The sequence below is a fragment of the Paracoccus sp. DMF genome (assembly GCF_004407025.1).
Lineage (GTDB): Bacteria > Pseudomonadota > Alphaproteobacteria > Rhodobacterales > Rhodobacteraceae > Paracoccus > Paracoccus aminovorans_B.
Map to the genome: position 1 here is coordinate 1 of NZ_SOKV02000091.1, position 4,459 is coordinate 4,459.

Below are 4,459 nucleotides of genomic sequence, written 5' to 3' on the forward strand. Positions count from 1 at the left end.
CCGCTCGGCGCCGAAATCGCCCTGGCGGTGCCGTTCTTCGGCTGCCTCCAGCAGCAGGAAGGGCATGGCCTTCATCTCCACCGACCCCGGGTTCTCGACCATGGACCGCACCAGCCCCAGCACCACGCGGGCAGCGATGGCGATCTGCTCGGCGTCCTCTGTGGTGGGGTCGGGGTCGGGGTCGGGCATCTTGAATTTCCCTAGCTAAAGCAAAGCACAAGCCGCGTTACAACCTGCGCGGCACCTTTGCCTAATTGACCGGATGGCGGGTTCCTGCCTAGTCTGGCGTTCACGGTTCGTTCTGGTTGGCGAGGAAGGTAATGGCGGGAATTCTTACAGATCAGTTCTGGGCAGCGTTCCGATCGCTCACTCCAAGCGAGCAAAAACAAATAGTTAATCTTGCTGAGGCGATGATTTCCGCCCGCGCGCCTGGATTATCCCCAGAACCTGGGCTTCAAGAAGCCTCTCTTCCTCAGGCAGCAGCAGATCGGAAAGAGCCTTAAGCCGTGATTCACTGTCCGGTTCCTCCATCCGAAGGAACTTCTCAACAGTCATGCCGAAGACAGCAGCTATAGGGATAGCATTCTCCACGCCCGTCGAGTTGTTGGTTCGAGACGGCGAACGCAGCTTCTTGATTACGTCAGAAGTTACGCCGCTTTCTGCACAGATCTGAGCCGGCGAAATCCCAGTTCTCTTGATGTGCCATTCTAGGGCGTCTCGGAAGGCTGCGCGGGAGATGGGGCTACTCATGGCGCGGATTAGAGCGCCATTTGGCACCTGCCGCCACAGGTCAATTGGCACTTGCATAGTTCGGTGCCTTTTGGCACTATCGGCGGCATGCATCAGATACATGACGTCATCTCCCGCATCGAGGCATACGCCAGCGCGGCAGGCATCCAGCCTGAGACCGTAGTTCGTCGGGCGACCAACAATCCCCGCCTGTTTGATCGGTTGAAACGCAAGGCTGCGTCCCTCGATGCCGACATTGAAAAAATAGAAGCGCACATGCGCGAGCATCCTGTTGAAGGGGTGAAAACGTGAGTGGTCTGAACGATTTTTGCGCGTGCCATATGGCAATAGCTGGTCACGCCTTCCCCGCACGTCAACCCCGCCCCGGCAAACCTGCCTCTAAGGGGAGGGCGTCGGCATGATCTTCATCCTCGGATACCTCGCCTGCTGTTTCGCCCTCGCTCTCTTGCTGCTGGCGATGATGGGGGCGGTGTGATGCCATGCGATGCGACCACCCAGGCTGCGGCGCATGGTCCACACGCGGCTGGACCGCTCCGCCGGGCCATGAGCGCCCTAAGCGCCCGCTTCTCGCCTGCCCAGCCCATCGCGAATGGGCCGAAGCCCGCTGGCGGGACAAATACCACACCGGACCTGACCGCCCGCGCCGTCAGGACATGCAACCGAAAGCCCGAGGCGGTGGAGGCGTATCTGCGCCTGCATCAGATCCTCGACAGGAAGGGCTAGGGTTATGATCCTCCCGCAGATCAAGTTGCCATGGGCTAAGACCAGCGAGCTTTCCGCCAACGCCCGGCTGCACTGGTCGAAGCGTTACCGGAAGGTCAAGGCGCAGAAGGCCGCGGCCGATGCGCTTGCTCGAGCGGCGCGCTGGCACCTCGTCTCAATCCCTGACGGCGCGGAAGTTGCCGTTACCGTCACCATCTGCCCGCCCACCCGCGGCAGCATCCCCGACGACGACAATGTCATCTCGGCCCAGAAGGGCGCCTTCGATGCCCTGGCCGATGTTCTGAAAATCAACGACCGCCGTTTCCGCCTGCAAGCCCCGCGCCGCGGTGAGCGTTGCCGCGACGGCGCGATCATCATCAATGCGGAGGTCGCATGAGCGAGCGAAAAGAAGGCTGGCAGAGCATCGGGGAACTGGCCCGCAAGCTGGTCGAGCAGCAGTTGCCGAAAGAGGCTGCGGAATGACTGCTGTCACGCAGATCCGCCCGGACGCCGCGGCGCTCTATTCCGTCGAGGCCGAACAGCAGGTTCTCGGCGCGCTGCTTCTGAACAGCGATCAGGCCGCTAAGGTGGACACCGCCGGCGGTGCCGGTCTGTTCTTCGACCCTGTGCATGCCCGTATCTTCGATGTGATCTCGAGCAAGGCCCGCGGCGGCATGAAGGCCGATGTGGTGACGGTCGGAATCACCATGCAGGCCGAACAGGGTCTGAATGATCTCGGCGGTTCGCGCTACCTTGTCCGCTTGGCAGGCGCGTCCATCAGCCCCCACATGCTGGGCGACTACCTAAAGACACTGGCAGAGCTTGCCCGCAAGCGTCACCTGCACGGTGCTATTTCCGAGGCTCAGAACGCTCTCGTCAAGGGGGACGATGATGCGCAGACCATCGCGGCAAAGCTCGAGGGCGCTCTGATCGCTTCCGAGGCGACCGCGGGCGACCGCGGCCCGGTTTCCATGATGAAGGCTGTGGCCCAGGCCATGCAGGTGGCGACCTCTGCCTATCACGGCGAGGACAATGGCGCTGTGAAGTCTGGTATACCGGCGCTTGACAGCATTGTTCCAGGATTCTTTCCCGGAGAGATGACCCTGCTCGGCGGGCGCCCTTCGATGGGCAAGACCGCGGTTGCATTGACCCTGGCGCTAAACGCGGCGCGAGAGGGCCACGGCGTTGCAATCGCGTCGCTCGAGATGACCCCGGAAAGCCTTGCAATGCGCGCGCTGTCCGAAGCGACCAGCGAGGCCGGCAACGCGGTCCCCTATACCTCCATGCGCAAGGGAGAGATGACCGAGGCGCAGATGCGCACGGTCGTCACCGAAGCGCAGTATCTCGCCAAGCTGCCGATCACCTTCCTGCCGCGGCACTATTCCGACGTCGGATCGCTGGTTTCCGGAACGCGACAGATCGCCCGAGCGGGCAACCTTCGCCTGCTGATCGTGGACTATGCCCAATTGCTGCGCGCAGAGGGCAAGAGCCGCTATGAGCAGATCACGAACATCAGCATCGCGCTCAAGGCGCTTGCTGTGTCGCTGGATCTGCCGGTGATCGCCCTATCTCAGCTCTCGCGCGACCTCGAGCGCCGCGACGACAAGCGGCCGATGATGAGCGACCTCAGGGAAAGCGGCCAGCTCGAGCAGGACGCCGACAACGTGCTCTTTTGCTACCGGGAAGAATACTACCTCGAGCGCAAGCGTCCGGACGGCGACGATATGGAAGAGCTGGATCTGTGGCAGGCAGCCATGGACCGGCACAGGGGTGCTCTTGAAATCATCGTGGCCAAGCAGCGCATGGGCGATATCGGCACGGCTCATTGCCGCTGCGCGCTGGCGATGAACCGGGTGTGGAGCGAGTAAATGAGCATCAAGATCATGTCCGCTGTGTTCGACAGCGAAACCCTAGGACCGACAGAGCGGCTCATTATGCTGGCCTTGGCGGATCATGCCGACGACACGGGGCGATGCTACCCGTCAATTCAGCGGCTGTGCCAGCGGACGGGGCTCACCGAGCGGGCAGTTCAATCGAACGTCAAAAAGCTGCAAGCCCAAGGCTACATCGAGATCGTTCCCGGTGGCGGGAAGGGGCGCCCGAACATCTATTTTGTCAGCGCAAACCCCGCATCTGAAACCCCGTATGAGAAACCCCGTATCTCAAACACCGTTTCTGACGACATTCAAACCCCGCATTTGACGACGCCAAACCCCGCACCAGATGCCCCCGAACCATCAGTAACCATCAAGGAACCGTCAGCAGCAGCGCGCGAGCGGGACAATCCGACATTTCGAGAGCAACTGATCGAGGCTGCCGGCGCTCATCGCTCCGGGATCAACCCGCAGACAGGCCGCGTCTCAGCGATTGGCGACCCGGCCGACATGGCCGAGGTCAGAAAATGGCAATCCGATCTCAGCCTGACCGAGGCGGAAATACTCGAGGTGGTCAAGCACGGGGCCAAGCGCCGCGGCTCGGCGCCGTCCACGCTGCGGTTCTTCTCTGGCCACATGGCCGATTACGCCGCGGCGAAGTCTCGGCCGTCTCCAAAGCCATCATCCATTCCCCAGCAATCCGACAAGGAAAAGCACATGGCCAATCTTCGCAAGCTGGCAGGCCGCGCATGACCAATCTCACCGCCCCCGCCGCCGTTCGCGGCCGCCTGGTCGGCAATCGCGACGACATCACTGCCCGGACAATCGCGCGCCGCGAATGGGTCGCCGCCAACGCGCATCACGGCCCAGCCGCCATCGCTGCTGCCCTGGGCCTGTCGCGCGACACGATCCGCAACCAATACCACACTCTGTTTGCCGCGCCGCCGGTCGCCCGCGTCGAGAGGCCGGCCAAGGACGTTACCGCCGTGGTCTACGAGCGGCACATGGCCTCGTCCTCGTCGCAGACCGCCCCGCGCGTCAACCTGCCGCGCATGCCGTGGGACGACGCTGAGCGCGGCCCCGACGCGCGCCACGAAACGGCGCCCCGGCATCGCGGCTTGATCGGCTCCAAG

The 4,459-nt window shown here is 62.7% G+C and carries 6 protein-coding genes; 4 read left to right on the top strand and 2 right to left on the bottom strand.

Translation table 11 applies throughout. The features are described from left to right. A partial coding sequence (locus E3D03_RS20040) for a hypothetical protein (protein ID WP_263568420.1) occupies positions 1–189 on the bottom strand: 189 nt, incomplete at its 3' end. 204 nt (positions 190–393) lie between these two features. Beyond that, positions 394–1,005 carry a hypothetical protein gene (locus E3D03_RS20045; RefSeq protein WP_263568421.1) on the bottom strand — a complete coding sequence of 204 codons (612 nt, stop codon included), beginning with the start codon at positions 1,003–1,005 and terminating at the stop codon, positions 394–396. Positions 1,006–1,477: 472 nt separating this feature from the next. Between E3D03_RS20045 and E3D03_RS20050 the strand changes: the two genes are divergently transcribed. From E3D03_RS20050 to E3D03_RS20065, 4 genes are all read left to right on the top strand, one after another. Continuing rightward, a complete protein-coding gene (locus tag E3D03_RS20050) occupies positions 1,478–1,849 on the top strand; it encodes a hypothetical protein (protein ID WP_263568422.1) in 372 nt (123 codons plus the stop codon). Between the two features lie 82 nt (positions 1,850–1,931). Further along, positions 1,932–3,320, top strand: a complete 1,389-nt coding sequence (locus E3D03_RS20055) for a DnaB-like helicase C-terminal domain-containing protein (RefSeq protein ID WP_263568423.1) — start codon at positions 1,932–1,934, stop codon at positions 3,318–3,320. Continuing rightward, the gene (locus E3D03_RS20060; RefSeq protein WP_263568424.1) at positions 3,321–4,079 is read left to right on the top strand and encodes a helix-turn-helix domain-containing protein; all 759 of its coding nucleotides are present in this window, start codon (positions 3,321–3,323) and stop codon (positions 4,077–4,079) included. Further along, on the top strand, positions 4,076–4,459 hold a 384-nt coding region (locus tag E3D03_RS20065), incomplete at its 3' end, for a hypothetical protein (protein ID WP_263568425.1). The genes E3D03_RS20060 and E3D03_RS20065, both read left to right, overlap by 4 nt.